General features: G+C 71.6%; 20 protein-coding genes. 18 read left to right on the forward strand and 2 right to left on the reverse strand.

The features are described 5' to 3' along the window. Positions 1-282 precede the first annotated feature (282 nt). From map to truA, 9 genes are all read left to right on the forward strand, one after another. Positions 283-1,128: a type I methionyl aminopeptidase gene (map, locus tag HPT28_RS12495; protein ID WP_219091108.1), complete on the forward strand. Its 846-nt coding sequence runs from the start codon at positions 283-285 to the stop codon at positions 1,126-1,128. Between the two features lie 520 nt (positions 1,129-1,648). Beyond that, a complete protein-coding gene (infA, locus tag HPT28_RS12500) occupies positions 1,649-1,870 on the forward strand; it encodes a translation initiation factor IF-1 (RefSeq protein WP_003948620.1) in 222 nt (73 codons plus the stop codon). A gap of 58 nt (positions 1,871-1,928) precedes the next feature. Then, positions 1,929-2,042, forward strand: a complete 114-nt coding sequence (rpmJ, locus tag HPT28_RS12505; RefSeq protein WP_003956441.1) for a 50S ribosomal protein L36 — start codon at positions 1,929-1,931, stop codon at positions 2,040-2,042. 198 nt (positions 2,043-2,240) lie between these two features. Beyond that, entirely contained in the window at positions 2,241-2,621 is a 381-nt protein-coding gene (gene rpsM / locus HPT28_RS12510; protein ID WP_219091109.1) for a 30S ribosomal protein S13, read from the forward strand. Positions 2,622-2,686: 65 nt separating this feature from the next. Next, on the forward strand, positions 2,687-3,091 hold the full coding sequence (gene rpsK, locus HPT28_RS12515) for a 30S ribosomal protein S11 (RefSeq protein WP_004571845.1): 405 nt from the start codon (positions 2,687-2,689) through the stop codon (positions 3,089-3,091). Between the two features lie 25 nt (positions 3,092-3,116). Next, on the forward strand, positions 3,117-3,743 hold the full coding sequence (gene rpsD / locus HPT28_RS12520) for a 30S ribosomal protein S4 (protein WP_219091110.1): 627 nt from the start codon (positions 3,117-3,119) through the stop codon (positions 3,741-3,743). Positions 3,744-3,878: 135 nt separating this feature from the next. Then, a complete protein-coding gene (locus HPT28_RS12525; protein ID WP_191209723.1) occupies positions 3,879-4,901 on the forward strand; it encodes a DNA-directed RNA polymerase subunit alpha in 1,023 nt (340 codons plus the stop codon). A gap of 122 nt (positions 4,902-5,023) precedes the next feature. After that, positions 5,024-5,539: a 50S ribosomal protein L17 gene (rplQ, locus tag HPT28_RS12530; protein ID WP_219091111.1), complete on the forward strand. Its 516-nt coding sequence runs from the start codon at positions 5,024-5,026 to the stop codon at positions 5,537-5,539. 127 nt (positions 5,540-5,666) lie between these two features. Further along, positions 5,667-6,509 carry a tRNA pseudouridine(38-40) synthase TruA gene (truA, locus tag HPT28_RS12535; protein ID WP_219091112.1) on the forward strand — a complete coding sequence of 281 codons (843 nt, stop codon included), beginning with the start codon at positions 5,667-5,669 and terminating at the stop codon, positions 6,507-6,509. A 270-nt stretch (positions 6,510-6,779) separates the two neighbouring features. On the opposite strand, the gene HPT28_RS12540 is transcribed toward truA, so the two are convergent. After that, positions 6,780-7,631 carry a hypothetical protein gene (locus HPT28_RS12540; RefSeq protein WP_219091113.1) on the reverse strand — a complete coding sequence of 284 codons (852 nt, stop codon included), beginning with the start codon at positions 7,629-7,631 and terminating at the stop codon, positions 6,780-6,782. 184 nt (positions 7,632-7,815) lie between these two features. Between HPT28_RS12540 and HPT28_RS12545 the strand changes: the two genes are divergently transcribed. The 5 genes from HPT28_RS12545 to glmM all read left to right on the forward strand — a co-directional run bounded on the left by HPT28_RS12545 (position 7,816) and on the right by glmM (position 14,129). Then, positions 7,816-9,528, forward strand: a complete 1,713-nt coding sequence (locus HPT28_RS12545; protein WP_219091114.1) for a hypothetical protein — start codon at positions 7,816-7,818, stop codon at positions 9,526-9,528. An 82-nt stretch (positions 9,529-9,610) separates the two neighbouring features. Then, positions 9,611-11,239: an ABC-F family ATP-binding cassette domain-containing protein gene (locus HPT28_RS12550; protein WP_219091115.1), complete on the forward strand. Its 1,629-nt coding sequence runs from the start codon at positions 9,611-9,613 to the stop codon at positions 11,237-11,239. Between the two features lie 290 nt (positions 11,240-11,529). Continuing rightward, entirely contained in the window at positions 11,530-11,973 is a 444-nt protein-coding gene (rplM, locus tag HPT28_RS12555) for a 50S ribosomal protein L13 (protein ID WP_219091116.1), read from the forward strand. Positions 11,974-12,011: 38 nt separating this feature from the next. Then, complete coding sequence (rpsI, locus tag HPT28_RS12560; protein WP_219091117.1) at positions 12,012-12,527, forward strand: 30S ribosomal protein S9; 516 nt, start codon at positions 12,012-12,014, stop codon at positions 12,525-12,527. Between the two features lie 243 nt (positions 12,528-12,770). Then, positions 12,771-14,129 carry a phosphoglucosamine mutase gene (glmM, locus tag HPT28_RS12565; RefSeq protein ID WP_219091118.1) on the forward strand — a complete coding sequence of 453 codons (1,359 nt, stop codon included), beginning with the start codon at positions 12,771-12,773 and terminating at the stop codon, positions 14,127-14,129. Positions 14,130-15,375: 1,246 nt separating this feature from the next. Here the strand turns inward: glmM and coaA are convergent. Continuing rightward, positions 15,376-16,398 (reverse strand): type I pantothenate kinase, encoded by a 1,023-nt coding sequence (coaA, locus tag HPT28_RS12570; RefSeq protein ID WP_219091119.1) that lies wholly within the window; start codon positions 16,396-16,398, stop codon positions 15,376-15,378. A 123-nt stretch (positions 16,399-16,521) separates the two neighbouring features. On the opposite strand from coaA, the gene HPT28_RS12575 reads away from it, so the two are divergent. From HPT28_RS12575 to HPT28_RS12590, 4 genes are all read left to right on the forward strand, one after another. Next, positions 16,522-16,776 carry a hypothetical protein gene (locus HPT28_RS12575; RefSeq protein WP_219091127.1) on the forward strand — a complete coding sequence of 85 codons (255 nt, stop codon included), beginning with the start codon at positions 16,522-16,524 and terminating at the stop codon, positions 16,774-16,776. 102 nt (positions 16,777-16,878) lie between these two features. Continuing rightward, complete coding sequence (glmS, locus tag HPT28_RS12580; RefSeq protein WP_219091120.1) at positions 16,879-18,726, forward strand: glutamine--fructose-6-phosphate transaminase (isomerizing); 1,848 nt, start codon at positions 16,879-16,881, stop codon at positions 18,724-18,726. 8 nt (positions 18,727-18,734) lie between these two features. Next, entirely contained in the window at positions 18,735-19,103 is a 369-nt protein-coding gene (locus tag HPT28_RS12585; RefSeq protein ID WP_219091121.1) for a holo-ACP synthase, read from the forward strand. Positions 19,104-19,144: 41 nt separating this feature from the next. Continuing rightward, a partial coding sequence (locus HPT28_RS12590) for an NAD(P)H-hydrate epimerase (protein WP_306824609.1) occupies positions 19,145-19,446 on the forward strand: 302 nt, incomplete at its 3' end.

The following is a 19,446-nucleotide window of genomic DNA, read 5'->3' on the forward strand; positions in this document are numbered from 1 at the left end:
GTCTGAGTGGGAAGATGGTACGGTCTGGCGGCTCAACAGAGACGCATCGGGTGTGATGGAGTTGTGGTCGCTAACCGTCCGCGCAGCTACACCAGCCGAAGGGTCTTCCAGGGCGACGCGCAGGCCTCGGCCGAACGGTGCGGGTGCGCCCGCACGGGGCCGAGTCGGACCGAGCCTTCCCCGACCCTGCAGCGGGCGGTTGTGGGGCCGAGCTTCCTGTTCGTTCCGGCCGTATCGTTGATGGCGAGAATCAGACCAGTTCCATAGGAGGCGCCAGCCGTCATGGTGGAGATCAAGACCCCGGAGCAGATCGCCAAGATGCGGGCGGCGGGGCTGGTGGTCGCCGCCATGCACCGCGCCTGCGCCGAGGCCGCGGTGCCCGGCGCCACCACGAAGGACCTCGACGAGGCCGCCGCGAAGGTGCTCGCCGAGCACGGTGCCAAGCCGAACTTCCTCGGGTACGGCGGCTTCCCCGGCAACATCTGCACCTCGGTGAACGAGGTCGTCGTCCACGGCATCCCGGACCGGGAGACGGTCCTGAAGTCCGGCGACATCCTCTCCATCGACGCCGGCGCCATCGTGGACGGCTGGCACGGCGACGCCGCGATCACCGTCTTCGTCGGCGAGGGGCACGCACCGGAGCTGCACGAGCTGAGCCGGGTGACCCACGAGTCGCTGTGGGCCGGCATCGCGGCCTTCCGCAAGGGCTCGCGGCTGATCGAGATCTCCCGCGCGGTCGAGGGCTACGTCAAGCGGCAGCCCCGGCCGTCGGGCGGCCGGTACGGGATCATCGAGGACTACGGCGGCCACGGCATCGGCAGCCAGATGCACATGGACCCCCACCTGCTGAACTACGTGGACCGGCGGCGGCTCGTCGGCCGGCACAACCCGAAGCTCGTGCCCGGCATGTGTCTCGCGATCGAGCCGATGATCTCGCTGGGCACGCCGCGCACGCACGTCCTCGAGGACGAGTGGACCGTCAAGACGGACGACGGCTCCTGGTCGAGCCACTGGGAGCACTCGGTGGCGCTGACGGAGAAGGGTCCGCTGGTGCTGACCGCGGTGGACGGGGGCAAGGCGAAGCTCGCCGAGTACGGTGTCACCGCCGCGCCCGACCCGCTGGGCTGAGCCCCGGATCCGGCCCGCGTCGGCTCCGCGTCGGCCGTCCCGTCCGGCCCACCGCCGGGCCGGGCCCTGTCCTTCGGTCCTGTGGCCTGTGGCGAGCGCCGGGGTCAGATCCCTGGCCTGCCGTCCGAGCCCGTCGGCTGCGAGTGGTGGGCGCTGCGGGCTTCCTCCCCTGACCCTCCCCTTCCCGAAACTCAGGGGGCTCCGCCCCCGGACCCCGGGGCTGGGTGGGGTGTGGAGCCCCGGGACTCCGGCTCGGGGCCCCGGGCCGGGTGGGGCACCCGGAGCCGCCGGGGCCGGGGGCCGCGCTCGCCAGCCCTGCGCTCGCCAGCCCTGCGCCTGTGCGCGGGCCTCCCACGCGCGGAGTGAAGGATTGAGCCGAGCGGCATGTGGGCAGACTGGGGGTCCGGGGGCGATTTCGCCTTGGCCGGGGGCGTGGCGTAGACTGATGCGTCGGTCCCCGTGTACGCCTGTGCCCGGGGCCGGTCCAGGTAGCCGATCCCGGAAGGTGAAAGCCTCAAGCATGGCCAAAAAACAAGGGGCCATCGAAATCGAGGGCACCGTTGTCGAGTCTCTGCCGAACGCGATGTTCAAGGTGGAGCTGCAGAACGGTCACCAGGTCCTCGCGCACATCAGCGGCAAGATGCGGATGCACTACATCCGTATCCTTCCCGACGACCGGGTCGTGGTGGAGCTCTCTCCCTACGACCTGACGCGTGGACGGATCGTCTACCGCTACAAGTAGATCGAGCCCTCGCCTCGCTCCCGTGAGGTGATGGCGTGACCCGGAGAACCTCAATCCCATGAAGGTCAAGCCGAGCGTCAAGAAGATCTGCGACAAGTGCAAGGTGATCCGCCGTCACGGCCGGGTCATGGTCATCTGCGACAACCTGCGCCACAAGCAGCGCCAGGGCTGACGCAGCTCTCGACCCGCACTCGCACCTCTTCGCGCGACGCGAGCAAGACAAGTAGATACGCAGTCACCCGACCCCCCACGTCACGTGTGGGGACGACACCCCCGGTCCGGAGGCCGGGGACCCGGCTCGTAGGCCTCTCGTGAGCCTTACGGGAACGGTGCTGCGGAAGACCTCCGTGAACACTCAGGAGCCACATCCATGGCACGCCTCGAAGGCGTTGACCTCCCGCGCGACAAGCGTGTGGAGGTTGCCCTCACCTATGTCTTCGGTATCGGTCGCACCCGGTCCCGGGAGACCCTCGCCGCCACCGGCGTGAACCCCGACACCCGCGTTCGTGATCTGGCCGAGGACGAGCTGATCAAGATCCGCGAGTACGTCGAGGCCAACATCCAGACCGAGGGTGACCTCCGTCGAGAGATCCAGGCCGACATCCGCCGCAAGGTCGAGATCGGCAACTACCAGGGTCTGCGTCACCGCCGCGGCCTTCCGGTCCGCGGTCAGCGCACGAAGACCAACGCCCGCACCCGCAAGGGCCCGCGTCGCGCGATCGCCGGCAAGAAGAAGCCGGGCAAGAAGTAGTCCGCACCGGACGCTCCAAGCGGTCCGAGTAGCAGGACCGACCACCTCCACGGGAGTAAATCTTTATGCCTCCGAAGGGCCGTACGGCCGGCGCCAAGAAGGTGCGCCGCAAGGAGAAGAAGAACGTCGCCCACGGGCACGCTCACATCAAGAGCACGTTCAACAACACCATCGTTTCCATCACCGACCCCACCGGCAACGTGATCTCCTGGGCTTCGGCCGGGCACGTGGGCTTCAAGGGTTCGCGCAAGTCGACGCCGTTCGCCGCGCAGATGGCCGCCGAGTCGGCCGCCCGTCGCGCGCAGGAGCACGGCATGCGGAAGGTGGACGTCTTCGTGAAGGGTCCCGGCTCCGGCCGTGAGACCGCGATCCGTTCGCTCCAGGCCACCGGCCTGGAGGTCGGCTCGATCCAGGACGTCACCCCCACCCCGCACAACGGCTGCCGCCCGCCGAAGCGTCGCCGCGTCTGACCAGCGAAGTAGGAGATTAGAGACTATGGCGCGTTACACCGGGGCCGACTGCAAGCGTTGCCGTCGGGAGAAGCAGAAGCTCTTCCTCAAGGGAGCTAAGTGCGAGAGCGCGAAGTGCCCGATCGAGATCCGTCCTTACCCCCCGGGTGAGCACGGACGCGGGCGCACCAAGGACAGCGAGTACCTGCTGCAGAAGCGTGAGAAGCAGAAGTGCGCGCGGATCTACGGTGTCCTCGAGAAGCAGTTCCGGGGCTACTACAACGAGGCCAACAGGAAGTCCGGCAAGACCGGTGAGAACCTCCTGCGCATCCTCGAGACCCGGCTCGACAACGTGGTCTACCGGGCCGGCTTCGCCAAGTCCCGCGACCACGCCCGTCAGCTCGTCCGCCACGGCCACATCCTCGTGAACGGCCGCAAGACGGACATCCCGTCGGCTCGGGTCAGCCCGAACGACATCATCGAGGTCCGCGAGTCCTCCCGGAACATGACCCCGTTCCAGGTGGCCCAGGCCGAGGCGGGCGACAAGACCGTCCCGGCGTGGCTGGAGGTCATTCCCTCGCGGCTGCGGATCCTCGTGCACAGCCTGCCCGAGCGCCAGGTGATCGACACCCAGGTGCAGGAGCAGCTGATCGTCGAGCTGTACTCGAAGTAACAGCTCGAGTGTCACGGGCGGCCCGGCGCGTCATCGCCGGGTCGCCCGTACCCTTGCAGTAGAGCCGTGTGGCCCGCAGGCCGTGCGGTAGTCCGGCATCAAATAGCGGTTGCCGAAGACTGGAGGCACATCCTCATGCTGATCGCTCAGCGCCCTTCCCTGACCGAAGAGGTCGTCGACGAGTTCCGCTCCCGGTTCGTGATCGAGCCGCTGGAGCCGGGGTTCGGCTACACCCTCGGTAACTCCCTGCGTCGTACGCTCCTCTCCTCGATCCCCGGTGCGGCTGTCACGAGCATCCGGATCGACGGCGTCCTGCACGAGTTCACCACCGTGCCGGGCGTCAAGGAGGACGTCACCGACCTGATCCTCAACATCAAGCAGCTGGTCGTCTCCTCCGAGCACGACGAGCCGGTCGTGATGTACCTGCGCAAGCAGGGCCCGGGTCTGGTCACCGCCGCCGACATCGCGCCCCCGGCCGGTGTCGAGGTGCACAACCCCGACCTCGTCCTCGCCACGCTGAACGGCAAGGGCAAGCTGGAGATGGAGCTGACGGTCGAGCGCGGCCGCGGCTACGTCTCCGCCGTGCAGAACAAGCAGGCGGGCCAGGAGATCGGCCGCATCCCGGTCGACTCCATCTACAGCCCGGTGCTCAAGGTCACCTACAAGGTCGAGGCGACCCGTGTCGAGCAGCGCACCGACTTCGACAAGCTGATCGTCGACGTCGAGACCAAGGAGTCGATGCGTCCGCGTGACGCCGTCGCCTCCGCGGGCAAGACGCTGGTGGAGCTGTTCGGTCTGGCCCGCGAGCTCAACGTCGACGCCGAGGGCATCGACATGGGCCCGTCCCCGACCGACGCCGCCCTGGCCGCCGACCTGGCGCTGCCGATCGAGGAGCTGGAGCTGACGGTCCGCTCCTACAACTGCCTCAAGCGCGAGGGCATCCACTCGGTGGGCGAGCTGGTGGCCCGTTCCGAGGCGGACCTGCTGGACATCCGCAACTTCGGCGCGAAGTCCATCGACGAGGTCAAGGCCAAGCTGCACGGCATGGGCCTGGCGCTCAAGGACAGCCCCCCCGGGTTCGACCCGACCGCCGCCGCCGACGCCTACGGCGCGGACGACGACGCCGACCAGGGCTTCGTCGAGACCGAGCAGTACTGATCGTCCGCGGCCCGTCCCGTCCGCACGGGCGGGGCGGGCCGCGGGTTCCGCCGGGCACAAGCCCGTGCGGACACTGACACCGGTACCTGATACGGCCGGTGCAGACACCAAGGAGAAACACGATGCCGAAGCCCACCAAGGGTGCCCGTCTGGGCGGCAGCGCCGCGCACCAGAAGGCCATGCTGGGGAACCTCGCCACGGCCCTCTTCGAGCACGGCCGCATCACCACGACCGAGGCCAAGGCCCGCCGCCTGCGTCCGGTCGCGGAGCGTCTGATCACCAAGGCGAAGAAGGGCGACCTGCACAACCGTCGCCAGGTCATGCGCACGATCCTGGACAAGTCCGTCGTGCACACCCTCTTCACCGAGATCGGCCCGCGCTACGAGAACCGTCCGGGTGGCTACACCCGGATCACCAAGATCGGTAACCGTCGCGGTGACAACGCGCCGATGGCGGTCATCGAGCTGGTCGAGGCGCTGACCGTGCAGCAGACGGCCGTCGGCGAGGCCGAGGCCGCCGCGAAGCGTGCCGCCAAGGACGCCGAGGGCGAGAAGGCCGCGGACCTCAAGAAGGCGGACGCCGATGAGGCTCCGGCCGAGGAGGCCGCCGAGGCTTCCGAGGAGTCCAAGGACGCCTGAGCACCGAACCGTGTGCTCGTGGGCCCGCTCCCGTGTGGGGGCGGGCCCGTCCGCGTACCGGGACCGCCCGCGGGCCGGAGCGGCGACCGGGCAGAGATGACACAGAGCAGTCAGGTGAGTGACGCAAGTGAGTGACGGCGTGGAGTCCGGCCTCGTCCGGGTACGGCTGGACCTGAGTTACGACGGCCGGGACTTCTCCGGCTGGGCCGTACAGCGCGGCCGGCGGACGGTGCAGGGCGAGGTGCAGGAGGCGCTGCGCGTCGTCACCCGCTCCGCCGAGCCCTTCGAGCTGACCGTCGCCGGGCGGACGGACGCCGGTGTGCACGCCCGGGGCCAGGTCGCCCACGTGGATCTGCCCGCCGAGCTGTGGGCCGCGCACGAGGACAAGCTGCTGCGCCGCCTCGCCGGGCGGCTGCCGCACGACGTCCGGGTCCGCCGCCTGACACCGGCACCGCCGCACTTCGACGCGCGCTTCTCCGCGATCTGGCGCCGCTACGCCTACCGCGTCACCGACCACCCCGGCGGCGTCGACCCCCTCCAGCGCGGACACGTCCTGTGGCACAACTGGCCGCTGGACCTGGACGCGATGAACGCGGCGGCGAAGCGGCTGTTGGGGGAGCACGACTTCGCGGCGTACTGCAAGAAGCGCGACGGCGCGACGACCATCCGGCGGCTGCTGGACCTGCGGTGGGAGCGTCGGCCCGACGGCGTGCTGGAGGCCACCGTCAAGGCCGACGCCTTCTGCCACAACATGGTGCGCTCGCTGGTCGGCGCGATGCTCTTCGTCGGCGACGGGCACCGGCCCCCGGCCTGGCCGGGCGAGGTCCTGGCGGCGGGCGTACGCGACTCGGCCGTCCACGTCGTCCGCCCGCACGGGCTGACGCTGGAGGAGGTCGGCTACCCGGCGGACGACGCGCTCGCCGCCCGCAACGCCGAGTCCCGCAACCTGCGTACGCTGCCCTGCCGCTAGGCCCCGTCGGCACAAGGACGCCCTGCTCGCGACTCCCGCAGCCAACGCTGGGAGATGGCCCCGGGCAGGGCACCTCGCTGCGTTGTCGGAGTCGCCCGAGCACGCCCGGTACGAGGGCGATCCCCCGCCTTGCGACGCACCGCACCAGACTCCCCCGGCCAACGCCGGGGGCACCCCCAGCTCGCGGACGGACGTCCCCTTGACGACAGGGCCCAGGGCCGCCCTCTCACCAGGCCCGCCGTGTCCCCAGGCCCGCCCTGACGGCAGCGGTCAGGGCGCGGGCTGTTCGGTGGCCGCGGCGGCGGCCTGCTCGCGGCCACGCGCCTTGAGGCGCTCCCTGGCGTGGGCGGTGAGGTCCCGGCCCGCCGCGAGGGCCGTCGTCTCCTCGCGGGTGACGTCCGTGCCGTCGACATAGCCGGAGACGGTGAAGACCACGTAGCGGCCGTAGGCCTCGGCGCTGGAGCGGCAGGCGGAGTAGCGGCAGAAGTCCTTGGGGACGTCGCCGCCGGTCAGCGGCGCGAGGTAGGGCTTCGCCGCCTTCTTCACCTCGCCCGCCTCCGACTCCCCGTGGAGCACGGCGATGCCGACGGTCACGGAGATGCCGTCCCGCGTGAACGACGCCTGGTGCATCTCCGTGCAGTTCCAGTCCTTGAGCACCTTCTCCAGATCGTTGGTCGCGGCGGCCGAGGGGCAGTCCTCGGCCGACTTCACCGCGGCCCGGCGGTAGGAACGTCCGTCGAGTTCGACCGTCGTGTCCGGGAAGAAGCCCTCCGCGCTGCGCGGCGCGGTGTCCTTCTCGGGGTCGGATATGAACTCGTACGGGTTGGGTGGCGGGGGAGCCTTGGTGAAGTCGGGCTCGGGCTGTGAGGGGCCGGAGGGCAGGTCGGCCGGGCTCGGCAGGGACGTGGTCGAAGCGTCGGACGGCTCCCCACCGCTGATGCCCTGTGTGACGGCGAGAGCGACGACGGCCGCCACCGCCACCGTCGCCGCCGCGCCGCAGCCGATCAGCAGCAGACGGCGGCGGCGTGCGCGCGTGGCCGCCGCCTGTTCGGCGAGTGCGTTCCAGTCCGGCGTCGGTCCGCCGCCCGGGCCCCAGCCGGGCCCCCCTTGCCCAAAGCTCATGCCGGAATCCTAGACGCGCCGCCCACCCACGTCCCCGGCGCGGGGTGAAGCCGGGGAGGGGCGTTGACGGTTTCGAGACGTGCCCGTGATGGCGCCGTGCACAACCCGGGTCGGCATGGGCCGGTCAAACTCCCCGACGACGGCTCTGCGGTGAACCGGCCGGAGCCGGAACGAGAGAGGCAACATGGTCCACGCATTTCCCCGTCCGCTGACCCGGGCGCTCGGCGGTCTGGCACTGGCCGGTCTGCTCACCGGCGGGCTCGCCGGCGGCGCCCAGGCCGCGGACGCGCCCCTGCCCGTCACGATCACCGGCCCCGAACAGGTCGCGCTGTCCCTGAACACCGAGGACGACGGCACGGAGCCGCAGATCGACCTCGGGCTGAGCGCGCCGGACGACGGCGAACACGGCCCGGACGAGGACGGCATCACCTACCCGGTCTTCCAGGGTGACTACACGCTCACGATCGATGCCTCGGAGCTCGCCGGAATCGCCGACGTCACGCTGGTGGACGGCTGGGCCTGCACCACCAAGGGCCTGGTCTTCGTGTGCACGGGGCACGAGATCTACCCCGGTGACTGGTCCTACAACGTTCCGGACCTGCGGCTCGACGTCAACGACGGAAGCGAGGCCGGGGAGTCCGGCACCGTCAAGGTGACCGGCGAGGCCGACGGCGTCGACTTCGCCGGGCTGAACATCGACGTCCTGGTCGGCCAGGCCGAGCTGCACATGCGCACGCTCGCCGAGCCGGAGGGCTTCGCCCCGGGCGAGACCTACAAGGCGCCCCTGGGCTTCCGCAACGTCGGCGGCACCGCCGCCTCCGACGGCGTCGTCCTGCGTCTCACCGGTTCGCGGGGCCTGTCGTTCCCCGACACCTACAGCAACTGCTCCTACGCCCGGACCGGTGACAGCCCGCTGACAGAAAGCAGCCGGGTGCTGTGCGCGTTCGACGGGACCTTCCACCCCGGGGCCGCCTACGGGCTGAGCGAGCCGTTCGCCGTCAAGACCGCCCCCTTCGCCCTCGACGACGTCTTCGCCTACCGCTTCTCGCCGGTGACCGAGGCGGAGCTGGACGAGCTGCGCGGCGAGCACCCGTACGAGTCCGGCACGGGGGCGAAGCTGCGCCTGGTCGAGGTCGCCGACGCGGACCCGGCCGCCTACGTGCGCTTCGGGGAGCTGGACTTCCCGACGCGCAACACCTACGACCTCGCCTTCACCGGGGGCTCGGCCAGGGGTGGCGAGGGCGACGTCGTGACGGTGGACGTCGGCTTCGCCAACAACGGCCCGGCGTGGCTCGGCTCGCAGCGCGCGGGCGGGGAGCCGATCGGGTTCCAGGTCGAGGTCCCGCCTGGTGCGAGCGTCGTCGAGGCGCCGAAGAAATGCGGCCCGATGTCCCAGAACGGTGAGGTGAGCACCTCCCTCTACCTGTGCTGGCTGTCCACGCCGGTCCTGGAGGACGACGAGCGTTCGTTCCCGTTCGAGCTGCGTATCGACGAGGTGGTCGAGAACGCCAGGGGCAAGGTGTACGTCGGTTACTCGTCGCCGAAGGACGGCGACCACTCCAACGACACGGCGTGGATCGTCCTCAACGGTCCCGGCGACGGCTCCGGCACCGGCGGCTCCGGGGACTCCGGCTCGTCCGGTGGCTCCGGTGACGGCGACTCCGGCAAGGGCGAGGGCGACGGTGACGGTTCGACCGGCGGCTCCGGCTCGGCCGACGGCTCCGGCGGCGCGGACGGTTCCGGCGACGGCTCCGGCAAGGACGCGGCCGAGGGTGACCTCGCTCTCACCGGCGCCGGTGGCGTGCTGCTCCTCGTCGGCGGCTCGCTGGTCGTGCTCGGCGCCGGTGTCGCGGTCTACTGGGCCGCCCGCCGCCGCTCCACGGTCGCCGCCGGCTGACCCCGCCGGCCCGAGGCGGTGACGCCGTCGGCGTGGAAAAGGGTTGGCCTTTCCCCGCCGACGGCGTCCACAATCCGGACCCATGGGTCACGTCGAAGTCGCACACGTCGAGTACTACCTGCCGGACGGGCGGCTGCTGCTCGCGGACGCCTCGTTCCGCGTCGGCGAGGGCGCGGCCGTGGCGCTCGTCGGCGCGAACGGCGCCGGGAAGACGACGCTGCTGCGCATCGTCGCGGGCGAGCTGGAGGCGCACGGCGGCAGCGTGACCGTCTCCGGCGGCCTCGGCGTGATGCCCCAGTTCGTCGGCTCGGTGCGGGACGAACGCACCGTGCGGGACCTGCTCGTCTCCGTCGCCCCGCCGCGCATCCGCAAGGCCGCCGAGGCGGTGGACGCCGCGGAGCTGGCGATCATGGAGAGAGACGACGAGGCCGCCCAGCTCGACTACGCGCAGGCCCTGAGCGACTGGGCCGAGGCCCGGGGCTACGAGGCCGAGACGCGGTGGGACATCTGCACGACGGCCGCACTCGGCGTCCCCTACGAGAAGGCGCAGTGGCGACAGGTGCGCACCCTCTCGGGCGGCGAGCAGAAGCGGCTCGTACTGGAGGCTCTGCTGCGCGGCCCGGACGAGGTGCTCCTGCTGGACGAGCCGGACAACTACCTCGACGTCCCCGGCAAGCGCTGGCTGGAGGAGCGGCTGCGGGAGACCCGCAAGACCGTGCTGTTCATCTCGCACGACCGCGAGCTGCTGGCCCGTTCCGCCGAGAAGATCATCAGCGTGGAGCCCAGCCCGGCCGGCTCGGACGTGTGGGTGCACGGCGGCGGCTTCGACACCTACCACGAGGCCCGGCGCGAGCGGTTCGCCCGCTTCGAGGAGCTGCGGCGCCGCTGGGACGAGAAGCACGCCCAGCTCAAGCAGCTCGTGAACACGCTCAAGAACAAGGCCGCCTTCAACGACGGCCTGGCCTCCCGCTACCAGGCCGCGCAGACCCGGCTGCGGAAGTTCGAGGAGGCCGGGCCGCCGCAGGAGCCGCCGCGCGAGCAGCAGATCACCATGCGGCTGCGCGGCGGGCGTACCGGGGTTCGGGCGGTGACCTGCGAGAACCTGGAGCTGACGGGGCTGATGAAACCGTTCGGCCTGGAGGTCTTCTACGGCGAGCGGGTCGCCGTCCTCGGCTCGAACGGGTCTGGCAAGTCGCACTTCCTGCGGCTGCTCGCCGGCGACCCCGAGCGGCCCGTCGCCCACACCGGGGCGTGGAAGCTCGGCGCCCGTGTCGTCCCCGGGCACTTCGCCCAGACGCACGCCCATCCGGAGCTGGCCGGGCGGCCGCTGCGGGACATCCTGTGGACCGAGCACGCCCTCGACCGCGGCGCCGCGATGTCCGCGCTGCGCCGCTACGAGCTGGACCGCGCCTCCGAGCAGCCCTTCGACCGGCTCTCCGGCGGGCAGCAGGCCCGGTTCCAGATCCTGCTGCTGGAGCTGGCCGGGGCGACGGCGCTGCTCCTGGACGAGCCGACGGACAACCTGGACCTGGAGAGCGCGGAGGCTCTCCAGGCGGGGCTGGAGCAGTACCAGGGCACGGTGCTCGCCGTCACCCACGACCGCTGGTTCGCCCGCGCCTTCGACCGCTACCTCGTCTTCGGCGCCGACGGCCGCGTCCGCGAGACGGCGGAACCGGTCTGGGACGAGACGCGGGTCGCCCGCGCCCGCTGAGCCGGGCGTGGGCTGAACGGGCGTCGAGATCGTCGACGGCCCCGTGAAGGGCTGAGCCGTCGGCCCTTCACGGGGGCTCGCTTTGACCCCCTCGGGGTGGTGCCGGTATTCTGCGAGATCGTTGTGTACTGGTCTGCCTCATTCTCACGTGAGGGGGGCCCTACACCGGCCCACCGGTCGATGACCAGCATCTGCACGCGGCCCGCGTCACCGTCGTGCGGTCCAAGGCTGTCGTGATCTGCCTGGTGGCCCTGTCAGGACTCACTCAGAAGAAGCGAAGGCATACGACCGTGCGTACGTACAGCCCCAAGCCCGGCGACATCAAGCGCCAGTGGCACGTCATCGACGCGCAGGACGTTGTCCTGGGCCGTCTGGCCTCCCAGGCCGCAACCCTCCTCCGGGGCAAGCACAAGCCCGTGTACGCGCCGCACGTTGACGCTGGTGACTTCGTCATCATCATCAACGCCGAGAAGGTGCACCTCTCCGGCAACAAGCGGACCCAGAAGATGGCCTACCGTCACTCGGGCTACCCGGGCGGTCTCCGCTCCGTCCGCTACGAGGACCTGCTGGAGAAGAACCCGGAGAAGGCCATCGAGAAGGCCGTCAAGGGCATGCTCCCGAAGAACACGCTGGGCCGTCAGATGCTGTCGAAGCTGAAGGTCTACCGCGGCGCCGAGCACCCCCACGGTGCCCAGCAGCCCGTGCCGTTCGAGATCACCCAGATCAGCCAGTAATCCGGCCACTACCGGAACGAAGAGAACCGAGGAGCATCGTGGCCGAGACCACCGCTGAGACCCCTGTCGTCGACACCGAGGACATCGAGCACTACAGCACCGAGACCCCCGAGGGTGTCGAGGGCGAGTACTCGACCGAGTCGCTCGCCTCCCGCTTCGGCGACCCGCAGCCGGGCGCCGGCACCGGGCGGCGCAAGAACGCCATCGCCCGCGTCCGCATCGTGCCGGGCACCGGCAAGTGGAAGATCAACGGTCGCACCCTGGAGGGGTACTTCCCCAACAAGGTGCACCAGCAGGAAGTCAACGAGCCCTTCAAGGTGCTCGAGCTGGACAGCCGGTACGACGTCGTCGCCCGCATCAGCGGCGGCGGCATCTCCGGCCAGGCGGGTGCGCTGCGCCTGGGCGTGGCCCGTGCCCTGAACGAGGCGGACGTGGAGAACAACCGCGGCCCGCTGAAGAAGGCCGGCTTCCTCACCCGTGACGCCCGCGCCGTCGAGCGCAAGAAGGCCGGTCTCAAGAAGGCCCGTAAGGGTACGCAGTACAGCAAGCGCTGACGCCTCGCGCTCCGCGCTCGGAACGCCCCGGCGGTACAGCAGTGCCGCCGGGGCGTTCCCCTTTCCGGACGGGTCGCATGTGCCAAGGGCACCTGTCCGTTCGCGGCATCGGGGAATACCTGGCGTAAAACGGGAAGAACCAGTGAAACCGGCCTATCGCCGCACTCTCCCGGCCACGCCTTTCACGGGGCACCGCGCGTCCTCGAGCGGCGGTGCCGGTTCGAAGCACTCGGAGGTACCACGGTGGGACGACTCTTCGGAACGGACGGCGTGCGCGGTGTCGCCAACGCGGATCTGACGGCCGAGATGGCTCTGGGGCTGTCGGTCGCGGCGGCGCACGTGCTCGGTGAGGCCGGATCGTTCGAAGGACATCGTCCGGTGGCCGTGGTCGGCCGGGATCCGCGGGCCTCGGGCGAGTTCCTGGAGGCGGCGGTGGTGGCCGGGCTGGCCAGCGCCGGGGTGGACGTCCTCCGGGTGGGCGTCCTGCCCACTCCCGCCGTCGCGCACCTGACCGGCTCGCTCGGCGCCGACCTGGGCGTCATGCTCTCCGCCAGCCACAACCCCATGCCGGACAACGGCATCAAGTTCTTCGCCCGCGGCGGGCACAAGCTCCCCGACGACATCGAGGACCGCATCGAGGCCGTCTACCACGAGCACGAGTCCGGAGAGCCGTGGCAGCGGCCGACCGGCGCCGGGGTCGGCCGGGTGCGCGACCACGGTGAGGGCCTCGACACCTACGTCGCGCACCTCATCGGCGTTCTGCCGCACCGGCTGGACGGGCTGAAGGTCGTCATCGACGGCGCCCACGGCGCCGCCGCCCGCGTCTCGCCCGAGGCCTTCGCCCGCGCGGGCGCCGAGGTCGTCACCATCGGTGCCGAGCCCGACGGGCTCAACATCAACGACGACTGCGGCTCCACCCACCTCGCCGGGCTGCGCGCCGCCGTCGTCGAGCACGGCGCCGACCTCGGCGTCGCCCACGACGGCGACGCCGACCGCTGCCTGGCGGTGGACGCCGACGGCAACGAGGTCGACGGCGACCAGATCCTCGCCGTCCTCGCCCTCGGCATGCGCGAGGCGGGCGCCCTGCGCGGCGACACCGTCGTGGCCACGGTCATGTCCAATCTCGGCTTCAAGCTGGCCATGGAGCGCGAGGGCGTGCGGCTCGTCCAGACGGCGGTCGGCGACCGCTACGTGCTGGAGGAGCTCAAGCGTGGCGGCTTCTCGCTCGGCGGCGAGCAGTCCGGGCACGTCATCGCCCTCGACCACGCGACGACGGGCGACGGCACCCTCACGGGCCTGCTGCTCGCCTCCCGCGTCGCGGCCACCGGCAAGACGCTCGCCGAGCTGGCCGCCGTCATGGAGCGGCTGCCGCAGGTGCTGATCAACGTGCCCGACGTCGACAAGTCGCGGGTGGCGACGTCCGCCGAGCTGGCCACCGCCGTCCTGGCCGCCGAGCGCGAGCTGGGCGAGACCGGGCGCGTGCTCCTGCGCCCCTCCGGCACCGAGCCGCTCGTGCGGGTCATGGTCGAGGCCGCCGACATCGAACAGGCCCGCGCCGTCGCCGGCCGCCTGGCCGACGCCGTCAAGACGGCCCTGGGCTGAGCCGGGCCGGGTCGCCCCGGCCCCAAAGCCCCACCGCCCGCGCCCGCGGTCAGTTCCGGGCGCGGGCGGAGTCGTGCCCGGCCGGGCGGGCCAGGGGTTGGGCGTGTGCCTTCAGCATCCCCCACATCCACAGGGCGCCCAGCGGCAGACAGATCGCGGCGGCGATGAGCAGCGGGACGAGGCTGCCCCGCCGGTACGCGGCCGCCGGCCATCAGGAGCCACAGCCCGCAGGCGCAGGGCAGCCCGGCCCAGGGCTGGTGGATGCGCTGCAAGGGCCACCACAGCCAGAGGATGGGACCGAAGAGCACCAGGGTGTACTGGCCGTGCAGCGGAGCGCCCTCGTACGCGGTGAGCCCCCACAGCACGGCGTACACTGAGTAGGTGACGGGCCAGTTGAGATAGGCGAGCAGCCGTAGCCGGGCATGCCGCTCCGGTTGTGAGTCCCGGGCCCGCCGCCGCGCGGCACGCTCCCACCACCGCCGCCACCGGTGCGTCACGAGCCGTCGGGTGGCCTTGTCGTAGGCCGGGCTGACCCGCCGGGACGTGCTCCGGATGAAGACGAGGCCCAGCAGCGCCATCGCACCGCCGAAGCCCAGCTTCCCGTAGGGGTTCACGTCCTGGACCCGCTGCGGCGCATGCACGCCGCGCGGGTCGTACAGGACCGTCACCGTCATACCGGACCGGAAGGTGCCCACACGCGCCGTGCGCTCCGGACCCGGCAGGCGCTCGCCCGTCTCGACGTCGTGGAAGGTGTAGAAGTTGTCCCAGTACCTCTGGCCCTTCCACACGTACGAGTCCCCGAGTTCCGACTCGACCTCGGCCACGGCGCGTTCGCCGGTGGTGAGGAGCACCACGTGGCCCTTGGCAGGCTCCAGCCCCCACACCACGCAGGGCAGCGCGATGAGCGGCACGACCACCAGCCCGTGACTGAGGCCGTCGGTGGCCGCGAGACGGCGCATCGGGCCGCACGCGAAGCCCACGAACAGGGCCAGCCAGAGGAGGAGGCCCAGCCAGGGCGGGACCTCGTCCCAGACGACGGCCATCGCGACGAGCATGCCGATCCAGGAGACGTAGGCCCAGCCCGTGGCGCGTCGCTGTACGGACAGCGGGCGGTTCCGGAGCTCCTCGGCCTCCCGGGCCAGCTTCTCGTCGATCTCGGCCTGGTCCGCCATGCGCAACATCCCCCAGGGTTCAGGACTTCGGTGTAGTGCGGCTTGGTTCCGTTCGCGGCGGATCCGGCGGGGCGTCAGAGCTTGCGCAGGGACAGGCGCTGGACCGTGTGGTCGGGGCCCTTGCGGAGCACGAGGGAGGCCCGGCCGCGGGTGGGGACGATGTTCTCCCGCAGGTTGGGGCAGTTGATGTCCCGCCAGGTGCCGCGGGCGTAGTCCAGCGCCTCCTCCTCCGACACCTGCGTGTACCTGCGGAAGTAGGAGAAGGGGTTCTGGAAGGCCGTCTGCCGCAGCTTGCGGAAGCGCTCCAGGTACCAGCGCTCGATGTCCTCGGTGCGGGCGTCGACGTAGACGGAGAAGTCGAAGTAGTCGGCGACGGCGACACGGGTGCGGCCGTCGGTGCCGGGCAGCGCCGGCTGGAGGACGTTGAGGCCCTCGACGATGAGGATGTCGGGGCGCCGCACCGTGAGCCGCTCGCCGGGGACGATGTCGTAGATCAGATGGGAGTAGACGGGGGCGGTGACCTCGTCGCGCCCGGCCTTCACGTCGGCCACGAAGCGGGTCAGCGCGCGGCGGTCGTAGGACTCGGGGAAGCCCTTGCGCGCCATCAGCCCGCGCCGGTGCAGCTCGGCGTTGGGGAAGAGGAAGCCGTCGGTCGTCACCAGCTCCACCCGCGGGTGCTCGGGCCAGCGGGCCAGCAGCGCCCGCAGCAGCCGCGCGGTGGTGGACTTGCCGACGGCGACGCTCCCGGCGACCCCTATGACGAACGGCGTGCCCGGCTGGGCGCCCTCGCCGAGGAACGTGTTCAGCGCGCCGCGCAGGCCGTGCGTCGCGCCGACGTACAGGTTCAGCAGCCGGGACAGCGGCAGGTAGATGTCGCGCACCTCGTCGAGGTCGACGACGTCGCCGAGGCCGCGCAGCTCCTCGACCTCGTCGGCCGTCAGCGGCAGGGGGGTGCGCTCGCGCAGGGCGCTCCACTCGGCGCGGCTGAGGTCGACGTACGGCGTGACGTCGGTGCGTCGCCGTCCGGGGCCGACGGGCGGCGGGGCGGGCGAATTCGCAGGTCTGAGGCCGGGGGAGGTTCCAGATGGACGGGGCACGCGCCCATTGTGCGCCCGCCGGGCGCGCCCCCACACCCGGGGGGCGTGTACCGCCCCGCGATGTGACGTACCCCGGCATCGAACCCCTGTACGTGCCTGGTCGGGCGGGGTTAGGTTCGGGGGATGTACCATTTCGACCGAGGCGTCCTGAAGCGGTTACCCTGGCTCCGAACCGACCGGTATGCCCGGCGAGAGCGGTCCGTACGGCCCGACCGGTTCGAGCTGCTCGTGGAGGAAATGCCCGACGACGACCTCGGCTCCGACGCCGGTGAGGCGCTCGACCTGTACGTCACGGGGAGCAAGCCGCAGGGCGAGGAGGAGGAGTTCCTCGCCCTCCTGGACGCGGCCGACGACGATCCGGGCGAGGGCGCCCGGTAGCGGGTGCCCGGCCCCCGCGGCCACCCGGGCGGCGGGCCGCGCCCGGCGTTCCTCCGGCGCCGTCGCCGCCCCGCCGGCCGGTACCGCGTAGGCTGCCGTGCCATGTGCGGCATCGTGGGATATGTGGGAGGGCAGTCCGCCCTCGACGTGGTCATCGCAGGTCTGAAGCGGCTGGAGTACCGCGGCTATGACTCGGCCGGCGTGGCCGTCCTGGCCGACGGCGGGCTGGCCTCCGCCAAGAAGGCGGGCAAGCTCGCCAACCTCACCAAGGTGCTGGACGAGCGCCCGCTGCCGTCCGGCACCACCGGGCTCGGGCACACCCGCTGGGCCACCCACGGCGGCCCCACCGACGGCAACGCCCACCCGCACCTGGACAACGCGGGCCGGGTCGCCGTCGTCCACAACGGGATCATCGAGAACTTCGCCGTGCTGCGGGCCGAGCTGGCCGAGCGCGGCCACGAGCTGACCTCCGAGACGGACACCGAGGTCGTCTCCCACCTGCTGGCCGAGGCGTTCTCCTCGGTGGGCGACCTGGCCGAGGCGATGCGCCACGTGTGCCGCAGGCTGGAGGGCGCGTTCACGCTGGTCGCCGTGCACGCCGACGAGCCGGACACCGTCGTCGGCGCCCGGCGCAACTCGCCGCTGGTCGTCGGCGTCGGTGACGAGGAGGCCTTCCTCGCCTCCGACGTCGCCGCCTTCATCGAGCACACCCGCGAGGCCATCGAGCTGGGCCAGGACCAGGTCGTGGCGCTCACCCGGGACTCCGTCACCGTCACCGACTTCGACGGCGCCCCCGCCGAGGTGCGCCGCTACCACGTCGACTGGGACGCGTCCGCCGCCGAGAAGGGCGGCTACGACTACTTCATGCTCAAGGAGATCGCCGAGCAGCCCAAGGCCGTCGCGGACACGCTGCTGGGCCGCATCGACGCCCAGGGCACCCTGCACCTCGACGAGGTCCGCATCCCCGCCTCGGTGCTGCGCGAGGTCAACAAGGTCGTCGTCGTGGCCTGCGGCACCGCCTACCACGCGGGGATGATCGCCAAGTACGCCATCGAGCACTGGACCCGCGTCCCCTGCGAGACGGAGCTGGCCAGCGAGTTCCGCTACCGGGACCCGATCCTCGACCAGCGCACGCTCGTCATCGCCATCTCCCAGTCCGGCGAGACCATGGACACCCTGATGGCCCTGCGGCACGCCCGCGAGCAGGGCGCGAAGGTGCTGGCCATCTGCAACACCAACGGCTCCACGATCCCGCGCGAGTCCGACGCCGTCCTCTACACGCACGCCGGGCCCGAGGTCGCCGTGGCCTCGACCAAGGCGTTCCTGACCCAGCTCGTGGCCTGCTACCTCGTCGCGCTGTACCTGGGCCAGGTGCGCGGCACCAAGTGGGGCGACGAGATCCAGTCCGTCATCGGCGAGCTGGCCCACATGGGTACCGAGGTGGACAAGGTGCTCGGCACCATGGAGCCGGTGCGCGAGCTGGCCCGCTCCCTCGCCGACAAGGACACCGTGCTGTTCCTGGGCCGCCACGTCGGCTTCCCGGTGGCCCTGGAGGGCGCGCTCAAGCTCAAGGAGCTGGCCTACATGCACGCCGAGGGTTTCGCGGCGGGCGAGCTGAAGCACGGGCCGATCGCGCTCATCGAGGAGGACCTGCCCGTCGTCGTCGTGGTGCCCTCGCCGCGCGGCCGCTCGGTGCTGCACGACAAGATCGTCTCCAACATCCAGGAGATCCGGGCCCGCGGCGCACGCACGATCGTCATCGCCGAGGAGGGCGACGAGGCCGTCGCGCCCTACGCCGACCACCTCATCCGAGTACCCGCGACGCCCACCCTGCTCCAGCCGCTCGTGGCGACCGTCCCGCTGCAGGTGTTCGCCTGCGAGCTGGCCACGGCCCGGGGCAACGAGGTCGACCAGCCGCGCAACCTCGCCAAGTCCGTGACCGTGGAGTGAGCGCGGGCATGATCGTGGGGGTGGGCATCGACGTCGCCGAGATCGACCGCTTCGCGCGGTCCCTGGAGCGGACGCCTGGGCTGGCCACCCGGCTCTTCCTTCCCGCCGAGCGGTTCCTGCCGAGCGGGGAACGGCGCGGTGTGGCCTCCCTGGCCGCCCGGTTCGCCGCCAAGGAGGCACTGGCCAAGGCACTCGGCGCGCCGCGCGGCCTGCGCTGGACGGACGCGGAGGTGGTGACGGCGGACAGCGGCGCGCCCTCGCTGGTGGTCCGGGGCACGGTGGCGGAGCGCGCCGCCGCCCTCGGCGTCCGGCGCTGGCACGTCTCCCTGAGCCACGACGCCGGCGTGGCCTCGGCGGTGGTCGTCGCCGAGGCCTGACGGGCGGGTGGACGCGGACGGGACGGCCTACGCTGGCGGCCATGCGGAACGCTTACCGGGTCGAGGCCGTACGGGATGCGGAGCGGGAGCTGATGGCGCGGCTCCCCGAGGGCGCCCTCATGCAGCGGGCGGCCGCGGGGCTCGCCGTCGCCGCGGCGGAGCTGCTGGGCCGCACCTACGGCGCTCGGGTGGCCCTCCTCGTCGGCAGCGGGGACAACGGCGGTGACGCCCTGTACGCCGGGGCCCGGCTGGCGCGGCGCGGGGCCGCCGTGACGGCCGTGCTGCTCGCCCCCGACCGGGCCCACCCCGGCGGGCTCGCCGCGCTCCGGGCGGCCGGCGGGCG

Origin of the sequence: Streptomyces sp. JJ38 (genome assembly GCF_019303475.1) — a bacterium.
Lineage (GTDB): Bacteria > Actinomycetota > Actinomycetes > Streptomycetales > Streptomycetaceae > Streptomyces.